This is a genomic window from Agrobacterium sp. LEGMi-208b (genome assembly GCF_059511785.1).
Map to the genome: position 1 here is coordinate 579,757 of NZ_CM183445.1, position 22,784 is coordinate 602,540.

Genomic DNA, 22,784 nt, shown 5'->3' on the forward strand with positions numbered 1-22,784 from the left:
ACAAGGAGGGAGATCGGCAAGACGCGCTGTCGCCACTCATTCTCCAACGTCGAGATGGGCAAAACCTCGCCGCATATCGATCTCCCCCCTTGTGGGGGAGATGTCCGGCAGGACAGAGGGGGGTGAAGCCTCACCCCCCATTCTTCACCACCGCCACAAACGCCTTCCGCACCGCCTTCGACAACCGCTTCACTTCGCCCTCAAGCGTCGGAATATCAGGGCAATCCCCCGCGCGGCACACAAGATCGATCAATCCAGCCGGCGCTTCCTTCGGATTGAAGGCGCCATCGATGCATAACCGCACGATCTGCGATATTTCCGTATAGAGCCCCATCGCCGCCATGCAGTCATCAAAAGCCTGCGGCTCCATCACCGGTGCGGCGAGCGCCTGCAGTGCTTCCGCCGTGTTGCGGCCGGGTTCGTGCACGGTAAGGCCCTTCACCGGCCCGACCAGCGCCAGATATTGGGCGATGAATTCGAGGTCGATCAGCCCGCCATTGATAAGCTTGAAATCCCAGTTGTTTTCCGGCGGCTTTTCCTGCTCGATGAGGCTGCGCATTTCCAGCACATCGGCGGAAACCTTCGCCACATCGCGTTTCTGCGACAGGATGGAGGCGATGATGCGGCGTGCATCCTCCATCAGCGAATCATCGCCGCAAATGAGCCGGGCGCGCGACAGCGCCATGTGCTCCCAGGTCCAGGCTTCCTCGCGCTGGTATTTCTCGAAGGCGGAAATACGCGTCGCCACCGGCCCCTTGTTACCGGAGGGGCGCAGCCGCATGTCGACCTCGTAGAGCACGCCTTCCGCCGTCGGGGCTGACAGGGCAGCGATCAGCCGCTGGGTGACGCGGGTGAAATAACGCACCACATCGAGCGGTTTCGCACCGGTGGATTCATGGGCGCTATCGTCATAATCGTAAAGCAGGATGAGATCGACATCCGAACCCGCGGTCAGCTCGAAGGAGCCGAGCTTGCCCATGCCCATGACGGCCACACGACCGCCGGGATAAGGCCCATGCGCCGCCTCCATCTCCGAAAGGACGGCATTCAGCGCCGCCTCTATCACCAGATCGGCAAGGTGGGTGAAGGCGCGGGCGGCGACCTCGCCGCGGATCGCGCCGGTCAGCAGCCTGACGCCGATGAGGAAACGCTGTTCGGCGGCGAAGATGCGCAGCCGGTCGAGAATATCCTCGTAATGGCGGGCGTTGGAGAGGAAATTGCCCATGCGGTGGGCGAGATAATCGCGGGTCGGCACGTCGCTCATCAGCGCCGGGTCGAGCATGCCATCGAAGACATGCGGGCGGGCGGCGATGATTTCGGCAAGGCGCGGCGCAGATGACATGATCGTCACCAGGAGATCGAGCAGCGCCGGATTGTTGCCGAGCAGCGAGAAGAGCTGAATGCCAGCCGGCAGGCCCGAGAGGAAATTATCGAACCGCAGCAGCGCCTCGTCCGCCCGCTTGCTCTCGCCAAAGGCGCGCAGCAGGTCCGGCGTCAGCTCCGTCAGCCGCTCGCGCGCCTCGACCGATTGGGTTGCCCGGTAACGCCCATTGTGCCAGGTGCGGATGACGCGGGAAATATCCTCCGGCCGCTGAAAACCAAGCGTGGAGAGCGTCTTCAGCGTATCGGGATCGTCCTTCTGGCCGGTGAAGACCAGATTGCCGGCCTCGCCTGACAGTTTCACCTCCTGCTCGAACAGCGCCGAATATCGCCGCTCCACCAGCCGCAGCACCCCTTCCAGCTTTTCCGAAAAAGCCTTTGTGTCCTCGAAACCGAGCATGAAGGCGATGCGCTTCAATTCGGCTTCGGTGTCGGGCAGCACATGGGTCTGCTCGTCGCGCACCATCTGGATGCGATGTTCCACCTCGCGCAGGAACCAGTAGGCTTCCGTCAGGCTGTCGCGCGTCTCGGCGTCGATCCATTGCGCCTCGGTCAACGCCGCCAGCGCCTCCTCGGTCGCCCGCACGCGCAGTGGCGGCATGCGGCCGCCGGCGATCAGCTGCTGCGTCTGGGCGAAGAACTCGATCTCGCGGATGCCGCCGCGCCCGAGTTTGACATTGTGGCCCTTCACCGCAATGGCGCCATGGCCCTTATGCGCATGGATCTGCCGCTTGATGGAGTGGATATCGGCAATCGCCGCATAATCGAGATATTTGCGGAAGATGAAGGGCGTCAGCTCACGCAGGAAGTTCTCGCCCGCCTTGATATCGCCCGCCACCGGCCGGGCCTTGATATAGGCGGCGCGTTCCCAGTTCTGGCCCCTGCCCTCGTAATAAAGCAACGCCGCCTCCACGGGGATGGCGAGCGGCGTCGAGCCGGGGTCTGGCCGCAGCCGCAGATCGGTGCGGAAGACATAACCATCGGCGGTGCGCTCCTGCATGATGCGCACGAGACGGCGCATCATGCGGCCGAAATTCTCCGTGGCATCATAGGGATCGTCCATGATGCCCGCCGAAGGTTCGAAGAACACGACGGCATCGATATCGGAGGAATAGTTGAGTTCGCGCGCGCCGAGCTTGCCCATGCCGAGCACGATCAGGCCGGACCCTTCGCTGGGTGCGGCAACGTTCTTCAGCTTCAGCTTGCCGCTCTCATGGGCCGATAGCAGCAGGTGGTCGATGGCGGCGGAGAGCGAGGCATCCGCCATGTCGCTCAGCCAGCGCGTCGTATCGCGGGCGGTGAAGATGCGGGCGAGATCGGCAAGGGCCGCAACGAAGGAAAGCCGCCGCTTGGCAACTCGCAGCCGCGACATCACCTCGTTTTCGACGGGCATAGCGCCCTCAGCGGGCTTCCAGCAATCGCGCGCCTCATGGACAAGACCGCTCAGCAACGGCTCAAGTGGCTTCGAAATCGCCAGAGACAACAGCCCCTCATCCGCCGATGCCATATCGCGCAGGTAGGGGGACAGGGTGAAAGCAGCGGCGATGAAATCCTTCAGCGGGCTTTCGCCTGACATCAACGCGGCCACCGCCGGCTCTGCCTTGCCGATATCCTTCAACGTCGAAAGAACGGATTTCAGCTCCGTCTGCGTATAGGGGCGGATCACGCCCGGCAGCACCTCGCTCAGCCGCCTTTCGGCGGTTTCCCGTTTCGTCACTGTCTCTCTCCCTCTTCCGGCTATCCTCTCGCCGCTCTTCGACCGTGCCCGGCTTTCAGGACCGGATGCGCCGCACCCGAAACCCTCCTGCCGCCGCACCTGTGCGAAGCCTCCCGGCGCCCGCATATGGCGTTGTAACAAATGCGGGTCGCTTTGCGATCAGAAAACCACCCGTGACGATGTTTTCCAACGCGCCGCACCACGTAATGTCTCCGCAATTATGCCCGCGTAGCGTCATCCTCAACGAAACCCGACTCCCCGGTTTTCCACGGCTCGACGCTGCAACGGATAGGATTATGAAACAGATTTTTACAATGAAATTGCAAAAGAACCTGCGCGCGATGGCCCTTTGCCTGGCGACGCTGCCTGTTGCGCAGGCTGTCTGCACGCCTGTCTTCGCCGCCGATATCGGCAAATCGGACAGGGTGGCTGATCCCGGCAATTTCGACAATGCCCGGATCAGCAGTTCCAGCGACTGGAAGATCACGCTTGGCGCAGGCGCTGCCTATGCTCCGAAATATGAGGGTTCGGACAAGCTGGAAGCAGGCGCCGTTCCGTTGGTTTCCATCGCGTATGGAGATACGCTGAGCATCGATTTCAGCGGTGTCACCGTCAACCTTTTGAACCAGAATGGCTTCAGGCTGGGTGTGAAGGGCGGCTGGGAAGCTGGGCGCAAGGAAAAGGACGACAGGAAAAACCTGCGCGGAATGGGCGATATCAAGGCGGGCGGCGTCATCGGCGGCGTTATCGCCTATGGTGTGGATCCCTTCGAAATCTACGCCAAGGTGGACAAGACCATTGACGGCAGCGAAGGCCTGACCGCGACCGTCGGCGCCAGCGTCTCGCACAAAATCGACCAGTTCATCCTGGGCGCCGACCTCTCCGCCACCTGGGCGGACGACAAGCACATGAAATCCTATTTCGGCGTCACCTCGGCCCAGTCCGCCCGCTCGGGCCTGCGCCGCTTCGACGCGAAATCGGGCTTCAAGCGCGTCGACGCCAGCGCCTCCGTCACTTACCTGCTGACCGAGAACTGGTCGATCACCGGCGCGGGCGGCGTCGGTTTCCTGCTGGGCGACGCCAAGGATAGCCCGCTGTCGAAGAAGGATATTCAACCCTTTGCGATGATCGGCGCGGCCTACACCTTCTGAGCCGCAAGCCGGAGAAATGCGCGGCCGCGGCCGCAAACCGCCGCACGTCCCCATGAGGAAGGCGACCCTGCCCTCACGCCTCCTCGCCCAGTGAAGCGCCGCAAGGCGTTTCACTGGGATCGCCATGCTTACAGTATCCTGTCCCTGTATTCCGGTGGCGCCACCCAGCATTCCTGACGTTTTCCGAACCAGCGGTAGCGATTGCGGGCGACAAGGCGGTAGACCGGATCGCGCAGAAATGCGGGAATGATGCGTAATACGCTCACCAGCCGCCAGGGCATGCCCAGCGCCTCATATATGCTCAGCACGGCATCGCTGTCCTGCCGCACCCGGCCGCCTTCCACGACCAGCATGCTGACCGGATCTTTCGGGTCCATGCCGTAACGCCGGTAAATCTCCGCGCCGATATCGCCCTGCATGGATGCCAGGCGGAAATATCCGGCCCTGTCATGCCGCAGCACGAATTGCGCATTGACGGAACACAACACACATTCCGCATCGAACAGAATGATCGGACCACGCCCATCGTCGGTCAAGGGAACCGTATTTGCCACCCGTCACCCATCCTTTCGTCCATCGCGCGCGATTTCCGAACAGAACCATTTGAGTAAATCGGCGCCACTATTCTTCAGATCATCTTGCAATACAATCGTGAAAAACAGTCAGTTTCCGGATGGAGAAGACTTTCCGCGCACATCCCGGTGATATGCCGAATCTCGCCGGTATGGATGTCTCTGACAGCGTCAGGAAGCGGTGCCTACGTCTTCGAGACGGGGAAAACCATCGAAACGGTCAGCCCCGGACAGGCGGCATTGGTGGCATCCGTGTCCGAAAGTATGAGCGATCCGCCATGCAGCTCCATCACGGCCTCAACAAGCGACAGGCCGAGCCCGGTTCCGGGCTTGGAACGGCTTTCATCCAGCCTGACGAAGCGTTTCAGCACCTCGCCGCGTTTGTCGGCGGGAATGCCGGGGCCGTGATCGGCGACGGAGAGCACGATGGCTTCCGGTTCCTTTGCCAGGCGCACGACGAGTTTTTTGTCGCCTTCGCCCTCGCAGGCATATTTCATGGCGTTGTCGATGAGGTTGGAGAGCGCCTGGCCGATCAGTTCGCGGTTGCCCTTGACGACAAGGCCCTGCTCGATTTCGGCTTCCAGAGCCAGACCGGCATCCTCGGCCACAGGTTCATAAAGTTCGGCGCTGTCGGCGGCAATCGCCGAGACGTCCACATCGGTCATTTCCGCGGCGATCGAGCCGGCCTCAACGCGGGAAATCATCAGCAGCGCGTTGAAGGTGCGGATAAGCTGGTCGGATTCGGCGATGATGCCTTCAAGCGCTGCACGCCGCCTCGACTCGTCATTGTCGTCAAGCGCTGCGGCCGCCTTGTTGCGCAGCCGCGTCAGCGGCGTCTTCAGATCGTGGGCGATATTGTCGGAGACCTGTCGCAGGCCCTCGTTCAGCTTCTCGATGCGGCCGAGCATGGCGTTGAGCGAGCCGGAAAGCCGGTCGAATTCGTCGCCGGAGCGGCCCTGCGGCAGGCGCTGCGAAAGGTCGCCGGCCATGATCTTCTTGGTCGCCGCCGACATGCGGTCGATGCGTTTCAGCGCGTTGCGGCCGATGCCGAACCAGATGAGCAGCGCGCCGCCGCCCATGATGGCGAGCGCCACCATCAGCGCATTGCGCACCAGCGCCCGGAACTTGGTGGGTTCGCCGAGGTCGCGGCCGATCAGGATGCGCAGGCCGTTATCCAGCATGAAGACATTGGCGGTGGCGAGATGCTGCACGCTGTCGCCGCTTTCGGAATAACGCTCGTAACGGAAGGGGAAACCGGTCCAGCCCTCCTTGTCGAAGACGCCCGGCTGCACCGAGGCGACGTTGCCGGCAAGGATTTCGCCATTCGGCCCGGCGATGACGTAAAGGCTCGCCCCCGGCTGGCGGGCGCGGCGCTCCATCATCCTCAGCAGCGGGTTGATGCCGCCGCGATTATAGATGCGCTGCACATCCGAGACTTCCTGCAGAACGGCATCGCGCGTCTGCTGGTTCAACAGCCGTTCGGAAAGGGCGGTGACGTAAAAGACGAGGAAGGCGGCGCAGAGCGCGAACAGCAGGATATAGAGCGCCGAAAGGCGCACCGCCGTCGATCTGAACACTATTCTGAGGCGGGCCATTTTCGCCAATCAGCCCTCGTCCTTCATCATGTAACCGGCGCCGCGAATGGTCTTCAAAAGCGGCTTCTCGAAGTCCTTCTCGATCTTCGAGCGCAGGCGGGACACATGCACATCGATGACATTGGTCTGCGGGTCGAAATGATAATCCCAGACGTTTTCGAGAAGCATGGTGCGGGTCACGACCTGGCCGGCATTCTTCATCAGATATTCCAGCAGGCGGAATTCGCGCGGCTGCAGCAGGATTTCCTTGCCGTTGCGGCGGACATCGTGGGACAGCCGGTCGAGTTCGAGATCGCCGACCCGGTAGATCATGTCCTGCTCGGGCTTGCCCTTGCGGCGGCCCAGCACCTCGATACGGGCGAGCAGTTCGGAAAAGGCATAGGGCTTCGGCAGATAATCGTCGCCGCCGGCGCGCAGGCCGGTCACGCGGTCATCCACCTGCCCCAGCGCGGAAAGGATCAGAACGGGCGTCTCGATGCCGCGGCGGCGCAGCTCGCTGATGACGGAAAGCCCATCGCGGCGCGGCAGCATGCGGTCGATCACCATCACGTCGTAAGCGTTCTCGCAGCCCATGAACAGGCCGCTCTCACCGTCGCTCGCATGATCGGCGACGATCCCGGCTTCGCGGAACGCCTTGGTCATATAGGCCGCGGCCTCGAGGTCGTCTTCAATGACAAGAATCTTCATGTGCGGGACAATAGCGCCCTCGCCCTTTTCCGCACAACCGGAAACAGATGCGACAGACATTTCCTGAACCTTGTTTTCCATGAGGTTTCCTCCGAAGACATGGCCTTAAAGCACCATCGCGCTTCAAAGCGGAACAATCGCCTATGGATCAGGCGGGCGCTGCTTGTTTCTTCTCCCCGCCGGGGAGAAGGTCGCGGCAGCGGGATGAGGGGGCAAGGGTCAAGATAAACCGAGGGCTAGCCCCCTCATCCGACCCTTCGGGCCACCTTCTCCCCCTCGGGGAGAAGAAACGGGCTGAAACGCCCTGCCATACTCAACCGCCCCATCTGAAGAGCGTAATACGATGCCGGCTCCAGAAAGAACCGGCATCGCCTGTCAATCCATCAACCCTGGTCGATATCCAGAGCGATGAAGCGGCTGCCATCGTCCGTCTGGATCTGGAACAGCGCCTTGGAGCGTCCGTCCTTCTTGGCCTGTTCGAGAATCTTCTCGATATCGGCGGCGGAAGCGACCTGCTGGTTGTTGACCGAGGTGATCTTCTCACCCGTCTTCAGGCCACGGGCAGCGGCATCGCTGTCGGGGTCGACATCGGTGATGGCAAGGCCATTGCCGTCATCGGCGGGCGAAACCGTCAGGCCGAGGCTGGACAGCACCTTCTCGCTGGAGGACTGGCCGCCCTTGTCGTCGTTCTGGGCAGGCGTCGCCTTGGAAGCATCGTCGCTGGCGAGATCACCGAGCGTTACGGTGACCGACTGCGACTTGCCGCCACGCCACAGCGAGATTTCAACCTTGCTGTTGGGGGCCATGCCGCCGATACGGCGCGACAGGTCGCGGGCATCCTTGACGGGCTCGCCGTTGACGGCGGTGATGATGTCGCCCTGCTTGATGCCGGCCTTGTCGCCCGGCGAGCCGGACTGCGGCGAGACGACCAGCGCGCCGCTGGCTTCGGAAAGGCCGAGCGATTCGGCGATATCCTTGCTGACGGGCTGGATCTGCACGCCAAGCCAGCCGCGTTCCACCTTGCCGTCCTTCTGCAGGTCGGCGATCACGTCCTTGGCGACCGAGGCCGGAATGGCGAAGGCGATGCCGACATTGCCGCCGGACGGCGAGAAGATGGCGGTGTTGATGCCGACCACTTCACCGTTGAGGTTGAAGGCGGGACCGCCAGAGTTACCCCGGTTTACGGCAGCGTCGATCTGCAGGTAGTCGTCATAGGGGCCGGAGCCGATATCGCGGCCACGGGCCGAAATGATGCCCGATGTCACCGTGCCGCCAAGGCCGAAGGGGTTGCCGACGGCGACGACCCAGTCACCGACGCGGATCTTGCTGTCATCGGCGAATTTCACATAGGTGAACTTGCGGTTCACATCGACCTTCAGCAGCGCGAGATCGGTGCGCGGGTCGCGGCCAACCAGCTTGGCGTCGAGTTCGGTGCCGTCATTCATCACGATCGTATAGGCGGAGCCGTCATCGACGACGTGGTTGTTGGTGACGATATAACCGTCTTCGGAAATGAAGAAGCCGGAGCCCTGAGCGACGGGGCGCAGCGGACCCTTGCCGTCACGGTGGCGGTTCGGGCCACGGTCGGAGCGATCCTGGTTCGGGCCGCCGAATTCCTTGAAGAAGCGCTTCAGCGGATGGTCATCCGGCAGCTGGTCGAGGCCACGGCCACCGAAGTTGAAGGAAAAATTGCTGGAATCGTCGGAAGCGGGCTGCACGTTCGACTGCACGCGAACGGAGACGACGGCGGGCGACACCGCATCGACCACATTGGCGAAGCTCGGAACCTGCGGCGCGGTGACCTCGACGGGGGCGGCAAAGGAGTGGAGGATCGGTGCGGCGAGGCCGGTCGAAAGCATCAGGGCCGCGAGGCCGCCAACGGTCGTGGCCTTCAGGGCCGTCTTCAGCGAGGAATGGCCGTTTTGCGAATGAGACATGGTGTACCTTCTTTCTTCATTCAGACTGGAACCCGTATGACCGGGGAAGCGGTGGATGATGAAGATATAGGAGGCAACACCTTACGGCGAAGTGTCTGCGGAATGAAAAATCCGTAATGTTGAGAAAGAACCCGGGACAGAAATGAAAACCGGTTATTTTTCAATGAGATTGCGAATTCTCTCTTCTTCTTCCGCACTCAGTTTTTGTGGGCGTTCCTGAGTGGCGCGGCGGCGGGAAAAGACGAAGACAGCGAAAATCCCGGCAAGGGTGAGACCGATGGGCGCGCCCCACAAAAGCACGGTGCGCAGGCTGAGACGCGGTTTCAGCAGCACGAACTCGCCGTAACGCGACACGACATAATCGATGACGGCCTTGTCGCTGTCACCCTCGACCAGCCGCTCGCGCACGAGAACGCGCAGGTCACGCGCGAGCTCCGCATTGCTGTCGTCGATGGACTGGTTCTGGCAGACCATGCAGCGGAGCTGAGACGTGAGATTGCGGGCGCGCTGCTCCAGCACGGGGTCCTTGAGGACTTCGTCCGGGTTGAAGGCGAAGGCCGGCCATGACGTAAACATGAGGACGAGAAGGAGCGTGAGCCCCGCCACAACCTCCCTCATTCCTGTGCTCGTCACAGGAATCCAGCCAGCCCAAGTCCTTGGGCTGAAAAAACTCTTTCGCCACGCAGACGCGTGTCGGCTGGATTCCTGTGACAGGCACAGGAATGAGGAAGAGAACGCAGATATCATTCCGCCGCCTCCGGCATCACCGTCCGCACCGGCTTCGCCTTGCGGGTCGGCGCCCCTACCCGCAACCGCCTGTCCGAGAGCGAGATGAAACCGCCCGCCATCATGAACAGCGTGCCGCCCCAGATGCACAGGATGAAGGGTTTCCACCAGATGCGCACTACCATGCCGCCATCAGCCATCGGGTCACCCAGCGAGACATAAAGCTGGCTGAGGCCGAAGGTCAGGATGCCGGCTTCCGTCGTCGGCATGCGCCGCGCGGTATAGAGCCGCTTGGACGACCAGACATCGGCCACCTCCACACCCGCCTTGCGAACGGTGAAATGGCCGCGATCCTCGGTGAAATTCGGGCCGACGGCGTGGCGAACGCCATCGAAGGTCAGGCTGTAACCGCCCGCTTCCGCCACCATGCCCTCTTTCATTTCCAAGACCGTCTCTGTCTCGAAAGTGGTGACGATGACGATGCCGAGCACCGTGATGCCGAGACCCATATGCGCCAGCGCCGTGCCGAAGGCGGAACGCGGCAGGCCTTTCAGGCGGCGGAACGCGATACCGAAGGCGAGTTTACCGAAATTGGCGCGATACCAGAGATCGGCCAAAGCGCCGAAGATCAGCCAGAAACCGGCAGCGATGCCGAGTGCGGCCAGCACCGGGCCGCCATTTTCAATGTACCAGAGCGTCAGGCCGGCAAAGGCTGCAAGCGCTGCCGCCACATAAAGCCGCTGGAAGGCGCCGAGAAGATCGCCGCGTTTCCAGGCGAGCATTGGCCCAAACGGCGTGACGATCAGGATCGGGATCATCAGCAGGCCGAAGGTGAGGTTGAAGAAAGGCGCGCCGACCGAGATTTTTTCGCCTGTCAGCGTTTCGAGAATGAGCGGGTAAAGCGTGCCGATCAGCACGGTTGCGGTCGAAACCGTCAGGATGAGGTTGTTGAGAACAAGCGCCCCCTCGCGCGAGATCGGCGCGAACAGGCCGCCGGCCTTGAGCGCCGGTGCCCGCCATGCGAAGAGCGCGAAGGCCCCGCCGATGAAGACGGTCAGAATGCCGAGAATGAAGATGCCGCGGCTCGGATCGGTGGCGAAGGCATGCACCGAGGTGAGCACGCCGGAGCGCACGAGGAAGGTGCCGAGCAGCGACAGCGAAAAGGTCATGATCGCCAGAAGCACGGTCCAGATTTTCAGCGCCTCGCGCTTTTCCATGACGAGCGCCGAATGCAGCAGCGCGGTTCCGGCAAGCCAGGGCATGAAAGAGGCGTTTTCCACCGGATCCCAGAACCACCAGCCGCCCCAGCCGAGTTCATAATAGGCCCAGTAGGAGCCCATGGAGATGCCGGCTGTCAAAAAGGTCCAGGCGGCGAGTGTCCATGGCCTTACCCAGCGGGCCCAGGCGGCGTCGATGCGTCCTTCCAGAAGTGCTGCGACGGCGAAGGAGAAACAGACGGAAAAGCCGACATAACCGAGATAGAGCAGCGGCGGATGGATGGCGAGACCGAAATCCTGCAGGATCGGATTGAGGTCCTGCCCTTCGGCCGGCACCCGCTCCAGCCGCAGGAACGGATTTGAGGTGAGCAGGATGAACAGCAGGAAGGCGACGGAAATCCATGCCTGCACAGCCAGAACATTGGCTTTGAGCGTTTCCGGCAGGTTGCGGCCGAAGGCGGCGACCAGCGCGCTGAAAAACACCAGAATGAGCAGCCACAGCAGCATCGAGCCTTCGTGATTGCCCCACACGCCGGTCAGCTTGTAGATCATCGGCATCAGCGAATGGGAATTTTCCCAGACATTGCGCACGGAAAAATCCGAGACGGCATAGGCCCGTGTCAGCGCCGCGAAGGAAAAGCCGACCAGCAGGAACATCAGGACGGAACCGAGCGAGGCGACATCCATCAGCGCCCGGTCGTTGCGGCGCGCGCCGATGACCGGCAGCGTCGAAACGATCAGCCCCACGCCGAGCGCGAGAACCAGAACATAATGGCCGATCTCGTTGATCATTTCGTTGCTCCGGTCTTGTCGGCCGACGCCGCGCTGGCCGATGGCGTTGCGGCGGCGGGTTCCTCACCCTCTCCGCCGTGCTGCCACAGGCCCTTGTCCTTCAGCCGGTCGGCCACTTCCTTCGGCATGTAGTTCTCGTCATGCTTGGCCAGAACGCTGTCGGCGACGAAACCATGGGTGGCGGCGTCGAACATACCTTCGGTCACCACACCTTGCCCTTCGCGGAAAAGATCGGGCAGGATACCGGTATAGCTGACCGGCACATTGGCCTCGCCATCCGTCACCGTGAAGCTCACCGTGCGGCCCTCGCCGCGCTTGATCGAGCCTTCCGCCACCAGCCCGCCCAGGCGGATGCGGGTGCCGGGATTGACGGGCGTTTTCTCCAGATCGGCCGGCATGTAGAAATAGGCGATGGACTGGCCGAAGGCGAACATGACGAGCAGCACGGCTGCAACGATGAAGCTCATGCCGCCGCCGATGATCGCCAGACGTTTCTGTTTGCGGGTCATTGCGTCACTCCCTGCGGCGCGGCATCCGGTTGCCCGTTCATGCGGATCGGCCCGGCGGAAACGCCCAGTTCCTTCGCCAGCGCCAGAAGCTGCCTGCCCTGCTCCCCCTCGGGCGGAAAAGCCTTCAGGCCCGCCCGCAGGGCCTCTCCGGCCTTTGCTTCGTTCTTCAGCACGGAATAGGCGCGGACAAGCCGCATCCACCCTTCGAAATCGGCCGGGTTTTCCTTCAGCTTGGCGTCGAGGCTCGCCACCATGCCCTCGATCATAGCCTGCCGGTCCGTCGCCGTCATGTCATTCGCCGCCGCCATATCCTCGGCGGTCGGGCCGGGCGCGGCAGGGCTCGCAGCACCCCCGGTGCGGGCAATATGCTCCTGAACCAGCGGCAGCCACGGCGCGCCGGCCGGCGCATCGGCCGCCAGCGCGGCAAAGGCTGCGCGAGCCTCCTCCGCCTTGCCCGCCTGCTCCAGCGCCAGCGCCAGATAAAAGCGGGTGCGCGGATTGCCGGGTTTCAGCTTTTCGGCCTCAGCAAACGCATCCCGCGCGGCCTCGATGACGATGCCGTCATTGCCGGCCACCAGCGTTTCGCCAAGGCCCGTCAGCCGTTCGGCGCTTGGTCCGAGAATACGCAGCGCGTTGCGATAGGCAAGTTCGGCATCACCGAGCCGCAGCGTCTTGAAATAGATCGGAGCAAGAACATCCCAGCCGCCACCGTCATCCGGGTTCTGCGCCAGGTGCCTTTCAGCCCGCGCGACCAGCAGGTTCATGTCGTTGCCGGGGTTTTCAAGGCGTGCCTCGAGCGGCATGTCCGGCGTGTCCGGACTGCCGTTCCAGATGTAAAGACAGAGGCCAAGCGCGGGCAGGAGAATGGTGATGAGGCTGGCGGCGATATTGTGCCGGCGCGGCCGGGCCTCCCTGGCCGTCACCTCTTCCGCCTCGGCGGCGGCCAGCAGCCGGCGGCCGATTTCGGCGCGGGCATAGTCCGCCTCGGTCTCGCCGATCAGGCCGGCGGCGCGCTCGCGGTCCAGTTCGGCCAGCTGGTCGCGATAAACGGCAACCTCACCGTCGCGGCGCGTCTGCGGCGCCTCGGTCTTCCGCATCAGCGGGTACATCAGGACGATGGCAACAGCCGCCGTCAATATCGCAACGACAATCCAGAACATAAGGCTCAATTACTCGAATGCGCGGCACATGGAAACATGAAGCAAGGGGATGACGCGAATTTGAGACATCGCGCCGCACCCCAGGCCCTGTTCGGCTGTTCCGCCGTGCCTCTTTCTGTCACTGCAAAAGGCCCGCGACCTTGATTTACGTCAAACTTTTTATGTCAGCGGCGACCAGCTGCCATCGGCATTGCGGCAGGCCGCACCACGCACCCTGGTTTCGCGCCCATCGACAGTCAGGGTATGGGAATATTGCCGGCAGTTCTGGTTGCCGACCTGATAGGGCGCATTGGCGACCACCTGGCCCTTGGCGTCATCGCCGGTCCAGGACACAGGCGTGCCAACCGGAGCCGTTTCCAGCGCCTTGTATTCGGCTTCCAGCGCCTTGGTCTGGTCACCCCTGCCGAGCTCAACGCCACTTCGCCCGACAATGCCGCCTTCCAGATTGGCAAGGAAAGGTGTCGAGGGCTGTGACGAACGGCCAAAGAGGCCGCCACCCGCGGGGCGGGTGCCCGTGGTGGTGCAGGCGCTCAGCATCGAAACGCACAGGATCGAGAGAAGTGCCGGGCGTGACACCAGCGAACGCATTGTCACGGAGCGGCAGCCATCATACACGTCAACCAAACCCTGTCCTCTTTCCTACCGCATTGCACCTAGAGCGTTTTCGCATTTCCGGACGGAAAACCGGAATCCACTTTTCCTGGAAATGCTCTAATATGGCGCCGTTGAATTTCTTGCCTTTTTTCTTGCTTCACGCAAGCTCTTTCGAGAGGCCCGGCAAAATCAGATCGGCTTTCAGCCCGCCGATGGCGCTGCGCGACAGCGAAAACCGGCCATGGTACTCTGACACCACCTCGGAAACGATCGACAATCCGAGGCCCGTGCCCGGCCGGCTCTCGTCCAGCCGCCGCCCGCGCTTCATTGCTTCGCTGATCTGTTCCGGCTCAAGCCCCGGCCCATCGTCTTCCACCGTCAGCTCCACCCAAGAACGACGGGCAATTTCCGCATCGGAAGACGGGTGGGTGCCGGTCGCAAGCGTGACGACCACGCGCGTCTGGGCAAAACGCGCCGCATTTTCGAGAAGATTGCCGACGACCTCCTCCAGATCCTGCTGTTCCATGCCGAGTACGGCGCCGGGTTGCTCGAAATTCAGCACGAACTGCTTGTCGGGGTTCAGGCGGCGCATCACCCGCACAAGCCGTTCCAGCGCCGGTTCCGCTTCCACGCGCGCAAGGATAGAGCCGCGCTGCGCGGCGATGCGGGCGCGGGAGAGATAGGATTGCACCTGCGCCTGCATGGCGTCGGCCTGCGCGCGCACCAGATCGCCATGTTGCGGCTCCAGCGTGCGGGCTTCGTTGAGAAGAACGGCGATCGGCGTTTTCAGCGAATGCGCAAGATTGCCCACCTGCATGCGGGCGCGCTCCACGAGGCGGCGATTGCTGTCGATCAGCGCATTGACCTCATTGGCGAGCGGCTGGATTTCACGCGGGAATTCGCCTTCGAGGCTTTCCGCCTCCCCGCCCCTGATCTTGCCAAGCGCGACACGCGCCTGATCGAGCGGCCGCAGACTGTAGAGAATGGCAAGACCGTTGACGACCAGACTGCCGACACCGAAGACGGCCAGCGCCAGATAAAGGCTGTTGGAGAAATCGCGAACATCGTCTTCCACGACGTTCAGATTGCCGGAAACACGAAATCGCGCTGCGCGCCCCTCACCGTCAAGCACGACTTCGGTTTCCGCCACCCGCACCTTGTTGCCGGCCTCATCGGTGACGGCGTAAAAACGCTCGTATCTGTTGTCAAAGGGGGCATCGAGAATGCTCGGCACCGGCAGCGTCGAGACGCCGAGCGAGGAGGAAACCAGCGGCGCGGTCTGGAAATTGCCGAGCGGCTCCACCACCCAGTACCAGCCGGTATCGGGCTGCGAGAACCGGAGATCGCCGAGCTGCGGGCTGCCGGCCAGCGTATTCTCGTTGGAAATCGTCACGGAATTGATGACGTTATAGAGCTGCGCCCTGAGGAGATCGGTGAAGCTGCGCTCCACTCCCTGCCGGTAAAGCGTCGAAATGACGACGGCGATCACCACCAGCGCCAGCACCGACCAGAGCGAGGCGAGCAGCAGAACGCGGGCGGTGAGGGAATTACTTCGCATCTGCCGGCGCTTGCATCCGGTAACCGAGACCGCGGATCGTCTCGATCAGATCAACCCCGAGCTTCTTGCGCAGGCGGCCAACAAAGACCTCTATCGTGTTGGAATCGCGGTCGAAATCCTGATCGTACATATGTTCGACCAGCTCGGTGCGCGAAACCACCTCGCCCATGTGATGCATCAGATAGGACAGGAGCCGGAACTCGTGTGAGGTGAGTTTCAGCGTCGTGCCGTTGACGGTCGCCTTGGAGGATTTGGTGTCGAGCCGGACCGGGCCGCACACCAGTTCGGAAGACGCATGGCCGGCGGCGCGGCGGATGAGCGCGCGCACGCGGGCAAGCACTTCCTCGACATGGAAAGGCTTCGTCACATAATCATCGGCGCCGGCGTCGATGCCCGCCACCTTGTCGCTCCAGCGGTCGCGGGCAGTCAGGATGAGGACGGGCATGGCCTTGCCGGCCGCACGCCATTTTTCAACGACGGTGATACCGTCGAGCTGCGGCAGGCCGATATCGAGAACGATGGCGTCATAGGGCTCGGTATCGCCGAGATAATGGCCTTCCTCGCCGTCGAATGCCTGATCGACCACATAACCGGCCTCTTTGAGAGCATCGGTCAGCTGACGATTGAGATTGGCATCGTCCTCAACAACGAGAATACGCATTGTCCGCCCTTTCCTGTGTCCCCGGCCCGCGCGCGTGGCCGGTCATGCTGCATGTGTCGGATTGTTTTCCGATATTTCGGCGATGCGGGCAAGCTACATCGGCACGCGCATCGTTACCTTGCGCGGGCGCTCGCCATTGCCCTGGACGAGAACGGTGACGACACAGGACTGACCGTCACCGGAAGGATAGACCGAAAGCAGCTGACCGCCGGTTTCACGCACCACGCGGGCGACGGCTGCGCCGCAATCGCTCGCCGCCAGAATGTAATGGCCCTGCAGATCAGCCTCGGGCGCCGTGAAACCGGAAAGCCCGGCTGCAAGCGTCGCGATGATGAGAGGTGATGCCATTGCACAAACTTCCAAAAAACCGGGTGCGTGTCGAACCGTATTGTGACCGAATATGTAGCGCAAAGCGTCTGAATGGCAAATGAATGCCGCCCCCGCCGCATGGGCGCGAGGCGGGAACGGCGTCGTCTCGGGGGCTGCCAGCGAATGGCGCTGGTCGCCGAAAGGCGGCCGTAAAGTGCGACCAGGCCACCGATTCCGCCCGCAACCGTCACCAGCCCGTCCGCAAGTTCTCCTTGCAGACCGGCGGGCAGTTCAAGGCCGGCGATGCTGAAAAGCGGTGCGAAAACCGCGACCAGGGCACCCCAGATCGTGCGCGATTGATACCATGCTTTGGTGCTGTCCATAATCTCATCCTTTGCGTTGTTTTTCAGGCACATGTCATATCGGGAGGGTGGCCTGCGCCACCACACCCGAGGGCACCGCGCGGCCGAGCTGGCGGACACGCACGGAAATGTGATCCCGCAATGCCGGGAAATCTGTGAGTTCATCCGCGGCGGGGTAAAACCAGAAGGGTTGCGAAACCTCCGCCATACGCCGCACGGCCTCGCCATCCAGCACCTCGACGCGATAAAGCTCGAAGGGTTCCTCAAGCGGGATATCGCTCGCATCCCAGCCATCGGCCTCCACCCGGCCCCGGCGTTTCCATCTGATGAAAACGCCGTCCCTGCGCCGCTCGGCGGCAAGATGCGCCGGCGCGAGCGGTGTCAGCGCCCGCAGGCCGCCCTCGAAGGCAAAGGGGCCGCTCGGCGCGCCCGCCATTCCCGCGGCTTCCACGATCCAGTTCAGGCGTCGCCCGCGCTCACTCGCGACAAGACCGAGCGGCCGCACCGCCGCATCCAGAACCACCACCGGTGCGCCTTTCGGCGCGCCTGCGGCGAGCGCGTCTTCGGTGCCGGCCAGTCCCCGCAAAAGAGCGGAAAGCCGCCAGCGCGAGGGTGCGATTTCCTCGGCCCTGGCAAAGGCAACGATTTCCCAGACCCCGTTCGCCGCCTTGATGGCAAGACGGTTCTCACCGTTCAGCACCGAGAGCTCCACGGTCGATGACACCTCGCCGAAGGGCAGATCGACGAGGATGGTGTTTTGCCGGTCGAAACGGCCGGAAGGGCCTGATGTCAACGGCATCGCCAGCGTGCCGATCATTGCGGGCCGGTCCAGCAGCACGCGCTGCCGGTAACCTTCTGTGCCGGGCGATGAAGAAACGACGATGGGCCGCCAGGGCTTTGCAAGGGCGGCAATCCGCGCCGAATCCTCCGGTGCGGTGCCGTCATGATAGGGCAGATCGAGAAACAGTACCTCCGGGGCGAAACCTTCGGCACCGCTTGCGCCGCTGCTGCGCCGCGCCTCCGCACCGCCCGCGAAAGCCGGAAAGGCGGCGAAAAAGGCCCGCGCCTCCACCTGCCGCACCGCGCCGTCCTCGATCCGGCTGACCAGAAACCGCCCTGCCGGCGCCTGCGGAAAGGCGCTTTCCGCCAGGCGGATACAATCACCCGGTTCAAGGGCGATATCGGAAGGCGGCAGAGCAAAGCGCAGGCTGCGCCGCGCCTGCCGGTTGTCGCGCAACAACGCCTCGACAGCGGCTTCCGCCGTTTCCGCAGGCAGGGCGGCGTTGAGATCGAGCCACATCACCCGGCTGCCGGCATTGTCGATGCGGCGCGACCGTACACTTGCCTGCTCGTAATCCAGCGCCGGGTTGAAAGACGTCAGCACGGCTTCAGCGGCGAAATCGCTGTCATGGCCGCGATGTTCCGACCAGAGCGGCTGGTCCTCCAGATCCGCCAGCACGGCAATATCCCGGACCGGCAAGACCGCCGTGTTGCGGGAGCGGAAGCGCAGGGTTCCGCCATCCTCCGCCACATCCACCTGAAACGCCGCCATCAGCGGTTCCAGCAGGTTGCGGGCCGAGGTCACGTCGCCCTGCACATAACCTCCCAGATCGCCGCTGACGGCGGAAACGTCGAAGTCGGAAAAGCCGTGATCGGTGAGGATGGCGGCGATGGCATCGGCGAGCGTTGCCGTACCCAGCCTCCCGTTCAGCCAGTGGCCGGTGCGCCAGTTGCCGCTATCGCTCCATGCCGCGCCATTCTGCGGAAAGGCCGGAAAAGGCCGTGCATCCCAGGTCCAGAGATACACCCGGCCTGCCTCGACCATCGCCGCATCGCCATCCCGCCAATGCTCGAGATGCGCCTCCAGAAACCGTCGCTGCTGGCTGTCGGCGCGGTTGCGGCGGGAAAAATAGGGAAAGGCGTTTTCCGCCGATTTCGGGTCGGGAAAGACATTGGGGCGCGTCGCACTCTTGTCCACCGCCGGGCAGCCGAGTTCGGTGAACCAGACCGGCTTCGAGCGCGGCACCCATGCCGTCGGCGTGGCTTTCTCCTGTCCCCGCACCCGGTCGTAGTGCAGGTTTCCCCACCAGTTGCGCAAGTCCTTGTAGCGGAACACCCACGGCTTGGCCTTCAGCCCGTCGGTAATGGGCGTGCGCCTGCGCGCGGCGCGGTCCGCATCGCTGGCATAAAACCAGTCAAAGCCTTCCCCTGCGGTAATGGCGCGGCGGAAGGCGCTCACATCGTCCGGGCCGGTCATGCCATCCGGATTGCCCTTTGCGGCATCCTCGTCGCGCCAGTCGGACAGCGGCATGTAATTGTCGATGCCGATGGCGTCGATATCGGGGCTCGCCCAGAGCGGATCGAGATGGAAGAACACATCGCCCGAACCGTCTGCCGGCTGGTGGCCGAAATACTCGCTCCAGTCCGCCGCATAGGTCAGTTTCACCGCCGGCCCCAGGATAGTGCGCACATCGCCCGCCAGCCGCACCAGCTCCTCAACGAAGGGAAAGGCATCGTGCTGGTCCCTGAGCGACGTCAGCCCGCGCAGTTCCGAGCCGATCAGGAAAGCATCCACCCCACCCGCCCGGGCCGCCAGCGCCGCATAATGCAGCACCATGCGGCGATAGCCTTCATCGCGGTTGCAGAAGGCGAAGACCTGCGCCCGTGCGCCCGCGCTGCGATCCAGAGAGCCGGCCCTGCCGGGTGCGGGAAAACAGGTGATGCGCCCGCGCCAGGCATAGGCGTCCTGCTCGCTTTTGCCATAGGGGTCCGGCAGGCCGTTGCCGATCGGCACATCCATCATCACGAAGGGATAAAGGCACACCCGCAGACCCCGGCTCTTGAGATCGGCTATGGCCTGCAGCACGCTCTCGTTGTTCGGCGTACCGCCATAGGCCGGGCCACCGCCATGATGGCTGACGAGATGCGCCGCGCCGCGCGAAACACCGGCGACGGACCATGGCGTGGTTTCCCCATCCCGGCCGGCCACTTCCACGCCCGGCAGAATGCGGCATTCACCCGCCCGCATGTCGGTGCCGAACCAGCTTACCACCAGCGCCACGCTCTCAAGATTAGGGCACAGCGCCTGCAATTCGTCGATTGCCGCCTGCCAGTCGGTTGCGGCGGTCAGACCGTTGCGGTTCATGATGCGGCTTTGGCCGACCCCCATCCGCTCGGAAATCTGCGCGGTGGCGTAACCGTGTTCCGTGGCGCCGGGAATGACGGTGATGGCGCGGATGGATTTTTCCAGCCGGCCGACCGGCCGCACCACTTCAAACTGCATGAGCGGGATGCGGTTGCCGAAGCCGTCGAGCGGCAGGCGTTCGAAGACCACATAGGCCAGTCCGCGAAAGGCGGGCGCTTTGCCCGCCCCCTGCTTCGCCTCGATCAAGGGATCGGGCAATTGCGTTTCGCTGCCGGGATAAAAGCGCATCTCGATGGCGCTCAGGTCCAGTTCCCGCCCATCGGCCCAGACACGCCGCACCATGGCCGCCTCACCTTCGGATAGGCCGATGGCGAGGTTGGCAAAGTATCGAAAACTCTCCACTTTCGGGCCGCGATTGCCCTTGCCGCCACGCCGTTCCACCTCGACGCTTTCTTCGAAACGCGTCGCCCAGATCAAGGTGCCGCCGATCCTTGCGGTGCCGTAAAGCCGGTTGATCGCCGCGCCCTCCTCCGCCCCCGGAATACGCGCCGTCGAAAGCCGCGCGCCCGCGACCGTTCGTCCGTTCGAAAGCAGCGTGCGGTCGATGGCGTTACCCGCCAGCGCCCCGGCCGCCCGGCCGATCATTGCGCCCAAAGGGCCGAACATGCCGCCGAGTGCTGCGCCCGCCGCCTGAAAAACAATTGTCGCCATGCCTGCCTCGAAAAATCAGGGATCGGGAAAACGAAAAGTCCCGGCAATGCGCCGCCGCCAGCCCGGCACCAGCGCGGAACGCACCACCGCCGCCTGTTCATAGGCATGGATGAAATGCTGCGGGCCGGCCAGGATGCCGAGATGTTTGGCGGCCGCATCGGCCCGCCAGCGAAACAAAAGCAGGTCTCCCGACCTTGCCGCTTCCATGCCCGGAACCATCAGAAAATGCCGTTGGGCGGCAGCCATCAGCCGGTCCTCCCCGCCCCGTTCGGCCCAATCGGGCGCGTAAGGCGGCGGCGATTCCGGTTCGTGACCGTAAAGGTCGCGCCAGATGCCGCGGATGAGACCAAGGCAATCGCAACCGACCCCCTTCAACGAGGCCTGATGCCGATAGGGCGTGCCGATCCAGTCTTCGGCCAGCGCCAGCACCCTTTCTCCGGTGTCAATCATGGAACAGCGCTCCACCGTCATGGCTCTGGCCGCCGCTCGCATAGGAATAGGCGAAATCCGCCCCGGGCAGATGCGGAAAGCCGCGAAAATTCGGATGATTGGTGAATTTTTCCCGGCAAGCGGCGAAACTCTTGTCGCAACCGGCGGTGATGGAAAACCTGTCTCCCGGCGAAGGCATCTGTTCCGGCATCAGCCAGAAGGACAGAAGCACACCGCCGTCACGCCGGGCATGCCCGTCGAGATCAAACCCCTTGCCCGCAAGCAGGCCGGTCAGAAAATGCAGCTTCCCCCGACTGAAGTAACCATCGGCAAAAGCATCGAGCCCGGAGACGAACAGATCGCCCGGGGCACCCACCGCCGTAACGCTGCCATGGTGGGTAAACCGCGCCAGAGCGACACCGCAACGCCGGTCACCCAGTGCCGCGTCGCAGCGTCGCCCATAGACCCTGCCCTGCGGCTGGCCGAGGCGATGGGCAAGGCTGCGGAGTTCGGCGCGAAACGACCCGCCGGCCCGCGTCACCTCGCCAATCTCGCGCCTGTTCAGCAGCACATGCTGCTCAGGCGCCTGCCAGTTGACGAGGAAAAGCTCCACCCTTGCGCCATCGAAACGCCCGGCGGCGAGATCCCCCTCCGCAATCGCCTCGTTCGAAAAACCGCCGGTCACCTCCCCGGCGCCTGCGCCCAGCCCTGTTTCGCCGTCGCTATCGCTGGCCATAAAGCCGCTGGCGGCAAGGTAGGACGTGCCGGCAAAGGATATCGCCTGGTCATGATCGGTAAAGCCGATCACCACGCCGTCCTTCAGTGTCACCTTCCAGCAATGGCATGTGGTCGTCGCATCTTGCCTGAGATGCCCGGCAAGGGCGGCAGGAATGGTTTTCATGGCAGGATTTCCATCAGTGGAATGGAGGGAATGCGGCCCGCCTCGAAAGCGGTCAGGTTCACATCGATACGGTCGATCCCGAAACGAACAGGCACGTCGAATTCAAAACCGGCGCGGATCGCGGCGCCGGCGGGCGGCGCCCGCCCCGCACGGAACGCGACCATGCCGGTAACAGGATCGACCGCCACATCGGCCGCTTCGACCTTCACCCCCTCGACCGAAACCATGACGGAGCCTTCGACCGGCTTCTCAATCCGGCGCGAGAACGCGCCGCCCGCATCGGCATAGGTCTTCAGCAACTGAAAACCCACCGTCACCCCGTCACCGGTGCCGATCCTCTGATCGGTCGCGGCGGGCGTCTCTCCCGGCGGGCAGGATTTGCAATCCACGGGATCGCGAAAACGAAAACCGTAAAGCTCGCCGCGCCGCGCCTCGAAAAAGGCGAGCACCTCATAAAGATCGGCGACGGAGCGGATACCGGATCCGGCATCATAGCTGCGTCTGGCGTTCCGCCAGCGCTGGTTGCGGCTCTCCCGGCCATTGGAGAGGTTGACGATATCCGTCCGCCTCACCGGCCCGCCGCTTATGCCAAGCGCGAGCCGCAGCGGAAACCGCACTTCATGAAATGCCGCCATGTCGTTGTTCCTGGATTCTTTTCGATGGTCCTGAAA

Annotated in this window: 18 protein-coding genes and 1 pseudogene; 1 reads left to right on the forward strand and 18 read right to left on the reverse strand. The window is 63.2% G+C overall.

The window, feature by feature from the left end:
* Positions 1-130: 130 nt before the first annotated feature.
* Entirely contained in the window at positions 131-3,067 is a 2,937-nt protein-coding gene (locus AC5YUO_RS02870) for a bifunctional [glutamine synthetase] adenylyltransferase/[glutamine synthetase]-adenylyl-L-tyrosine phosphorylase (RefSeq protein ID WP_496154894.1), read from the reverse strand.
* Positions 3,068-3,393: 326 nt separating this feature from the next.
* On the opposite strand from AC5YUO_RS02870, the gene AC5YUO_RS02875 reads away from it, so the two are divergent.
* A complete protein-coding gene (locus tag AC5YUO_RS02875; protein ID WP_496154181.1) occupies positions 3,394-4,248 on the forward strand; it encodes a MipA/OmpV family protein in 855 nt (284 codons plus the stop codon).
* Between the two features lie 128 nt (positions 4,249-4,376).
* On the opposite strand, the gene AC5YUO_RS02880 is transcribed toward AC5YUO_RS02875, so the two are convergent.
* From AC5YUO_RS02880 to AC5YUO_RS02960, 17 genes and pseudogenes are all read right to left on the reverse strand, one after another.
* Positions 4,377-4,802 carry a thiol-disulfide oxidoreductase DCC family protein gene (locus AC5YUO_RS02880; RefSeq protein WP_496154182.1) on the reverse strand — a complete coding sequence of 142 codons (426 nt, stop codon included), beginning with the start codon at positions 4,800-4,802 and terminating at the stop codon, positions 4,377-4,379.
* A 203-nt stretch (positions 4,803-5,005) separates the two neighbouring features.
* On the reverse strand, positions 5,006-6,415 hold the full coding sequence (locus tag AC5YUO_RS02885; RefSeq protein WP_496154895.1) for a sensor histidine kinase: 1,410 nt from the start codon (positions 6,413-6,415) through the stop codon (positions 5,006-5,008).
* 9 nt (positions 6,416-6,424) lie between these two features.
* Positions 6,425-7,183 carry a response regulator transcription factor gene (locus AC5YUO_RS02890; RefSeq protein WP_031233368.1) on the reverse strand — a complete coding sequence of 253 codons (759 nt, stop codon included), beginning with the start codon at positions 7,181-7,183 and terminating at the stop codon, positions 6,425-6,427.
* Between the two features lie 302 nt (positions 7,184-7,485).
* Entirely contained in the window at positions 7,486-9,039 is a 1,554-nt protein-coding gene (locus AC5YUO_RS02895; protein ID WP_496154183.1) for a Do family serine endopeptidase, read from the reverse strand.
* 153 nt (positions 9,040-9,192) lie between these two features.
* Complete coding sequence (locus AC5YUO_RS02900) at positions 9,193-9,657, reverse strand: cytochrome c-type biogenesis protein (protein ID WP_496154184.1); 465 nt, start codon at positions 9,655-9,657, stop codon at positions 9,193-9,195.
* 125 nt (positions 9,658-9,782) lie between these two features.
* Complete coding sequence (locus AC5YUO_RS02905; protein WP_496154185.1) at positions 9,783-11,774, reverse strand: heme lyase CcmF/NrfE family subunit; 1,992 nt, start codon at positions 11,772-11,774, stop codon at positions 9,783-9,785.
* The gene (gene ccmE / locus AC5YUO_RS02910; RefSeq protein WP_496154186.1) at positions 11,771-12,283 is read right to left on the reverse strand and encodes a cytochrome c maturation protein CcmE; all 513 of its coding nucleotides are present in this window, start codon (positions 12,281-12,283) and stop codon (positions 11,771-11,773) included. Before ccmE ends, AC5YUO_RS02905 begins: the two co-directional genes overlap by 4 nt.
* Positions 12,280-13,443 (reverse strand): c-type cytochrome biogenesis protein CcmI, encoded by a 1,164-nt coding sequence (gene ccmI / locus AC5YUO_RS02915; protein ID WP_496154187.1) that lies wholly within the window; start codon positions 13,441-13,443, stop codon positions 12,280-12,282. Before ccmI ends, ccmE begins: the two co-directional genes overlap by 4 nt.
* A gap of 159 nt (positions 13,444-13,602) precedes the next feature.
* Positions 13,603-14,031, reverse strand: coding sequence for an RT0821/Lpp0805 family surface protein (locus AC5YUO_RS02920; RefSeq protein WP_496154896.1), 429 nt, complete (start codon positions 14,029-14,031; stop codon positions 13,603-13,605).
* A gap of 163 nt (positions 14,032-14,194) precedes the next feature.
* Positions 14,195-15,595, reverse strand: a complete 1,401-nt coding sequence (locus tag AC5YUO_RS02925) for an ATP-binding protein (RefSeq protein ID WP_496154188.1) — start codon at positions 15,593-15,595, stop codon at positions 14,195-14,197.
* Complete coding sequence (locus tag AC5YUO_RS02930; RefSeq protein WP_003509815.1) at positions 15,585-16,256, reverse strand: response regulator transcription factor; 672 nt, start codon at positions 16,254-16,256, stop codon at positions 15,585-15,587. Before AC5YUO_RS02930 ends, AC5YUO_RS02925 begins: the two co-directional genes overlap by 11 nt.
* 93 nt (positions 16,257-16,349) lie before the next feature.
* Positions 16,350-16,604 (reverse strand): hypothetical protein, encoded by a 255-nt coding sequence (locus AC5YUO_RS02935; RefSeq protein WP_003497070.1) that lies wholly within the window; start codon positions 16,602-16,604, stop codon positions 16,350-16,352.
* A gap of 140 nt (positions 16,605-16,744) precedes the next feature.
* Positions 16,745-16,948 (reverse strand): annotated as a pseudogene (locus AC5YUO_RS02940) (hypothetical protein); the annotation flags it as partial.
* Between the two features lie 34 nt (positions 16,949-16,982).
* Positions 16,983-20,783, reverse strand: a complete 3,801-nt coding sequence (locus tag AC5YUO_RS02945; RefSeq protein WP_496154189.1) for a baseplate multidomain protein megatron — start codon at positions 20,781-20,783, stop codon at positions 16,983-16,985.
* Between the two features lie 15 nt (positions 20,784-20,798).
* A complete protein-coding gene (locus AC5YUO_RS02950) occupies positions 20,799-21,233 on the reverse strand; it encodes a C40 family peptidase (RefSeq protein ID WP_496154190.1) in 435 nt (144 codons plus the stop codon).
* Positions 21,226-22,113 (reverse strand): phage/gene transfer agent baseplate hub protein, encoded by an 888-nt coding sequence (locus tag AC5YUO_RS02955; RefSeq protein WP_496154191.1) that lies wholly within the window; start codon positions 22,111-22,113, stop codon positions 21,226-21,228. The genes AC5YUO_RS02950 and AC5YUO_RS02955 overlap by 8 nt, the downstream gene beginning before the upstream one ends.
* Complete coding sequence (locus tag AC5YUO_RS02960; protein ID WP_496154192.1) at positions 22,110-22,748, reverse strand: phage distal tail protein, Rcc01695 family; 639 nt, start codon at positions 22,746-22,748, stop codon at positions 22,110-22,112. The genes AC5YUO_RS02955 and AC5YUO_RS02960 overlap by 4 nt, the downstream gene beginning before the upstream one ends.
* Between the last annotated feature and the right edge of the window lie 36 nt (positions 22,749-22,784).